Here is a 1,112-nt window from a genome sequence, read left to right as displayed (position 1 = left end):
AATGTCGGAGCAAGATTTAGCTTTGGTAAAAAAGTAAGTGATTTAGAAAAACAAATTACAGAGGGTAAAAATAAACACACTCAGTCTTCTACAATTAGAGCTTCCAAAATCCTTTCTATTTCCCAAACAAAAACAGGTTGTCAGGGATGTGCCCCAGAATCAGGATATTATCTCAATATTATTACCCTTTATGAGAGGAATGCAAACTTAGAAAAACAACTCAAAAAGCATTCTTTTAGAATTTATAGTTTTAAAAATAGTAGTAATAAAATTGTTTATACTTATCTAGCAGGACCTTATAAAACTCAAAATAATATCGATAAAGATAAAGCCACTATAGATAAGATCGCACAATGGGCAAATAACAATAAAAACATTCAACCAGAGATATATGAAATCAGAAATAAATAGATAAAGCGTTAAAAAAAGAGGCTCTTGGCTTCTTTTTTCCGCCTCTGTAATGATTTTCAAGCCAAGCTATTACTCACACCTCTAGAGTTTTGTTCTGATAATGCTGCGATGATAGGTAGAAAAATAGGGATATATAAGATGTGTAATTTAGATAAAATAATTTATCTAATTGATTAAAAATCAATATTTAGAATATAATAGAGTATATTTATAACAATAAATATAGATAAAATACCTACTGATATAAAGAAGTTTTTAAATTCATTTTTTATTTTAATAACTTGATAAGACTTAAAAATTAAAAATATTATATAGGGAAATATTAGAGATTCTGCGATGATGGGATAGATAAAAAGAAATAAGATAATAATTCCTCCGCCTAAAATAATCCAAGTTTCATAGATTTTTAGATATTTTAGATTACACAAGAGGTAGATAAGAGAGGTACTATGTATAATAAATAAGCCTTGAATTAAGTTTTCCATTCTCTTGCGTCTTTTTTAAAATAAATGTGAAATAAGATGCGGAGAAAAAACTCTTCCAGGATGAGTATGTTCATTTATTGTAGGTGCATTTAGCCAAGAAGCTCCAGTAACAAAAAGACCTACAAGTATAGGCCAAAACTCTCCTTGCGTATTCTTCATCTCTTCATTATCTAATACCATCGCATTAGCTTTACCACCAAAGAGCATCGCTTCATC

Annotated in this window: 2 protein-coding genes; one reads left to right on the top strand and one right to left on the bottom strand. The window is 29.0% G+C overall.

Annotated features, from left to right (window positions below; translation table 11 throughout):
- On the top strand, positions 1-411 hold a 411-nt coding region (locus Q5I06_RS08655; RefSeq protein ID WP_305520942.1), incomplete at its 5' end, for a hypothetical protein.
- A 500-nt stretch (positions 412-911) separates the two neighbouring features.
- Here Q5I06_RS08655 and Q5I06_RS08650 read toward each other — a convergent pair.
- Positions 912-1,112: hypothetical protein (locus tag Q5I06_RS08650; RefSeq protein ID WP_305517798.1), on the bottom strand; the 201-nt coding region annotated here is incomplete at its 5' end.

Origin of the sequence: Helicobacter cappadocius (genome assembly GCF_030688855.1) — a bacterium.
Lineage (GTDB): Bacteria > Campylobacterota > Campylobacteria > Campylobacterales > Helicobacteraceae > Helicobacter_J > Helicobacter_J cappadocius.
Note: the sequence above shows the minus strand (reverse complement) of the source record. Positions and strands in the feature narration are given on the sequence as shown.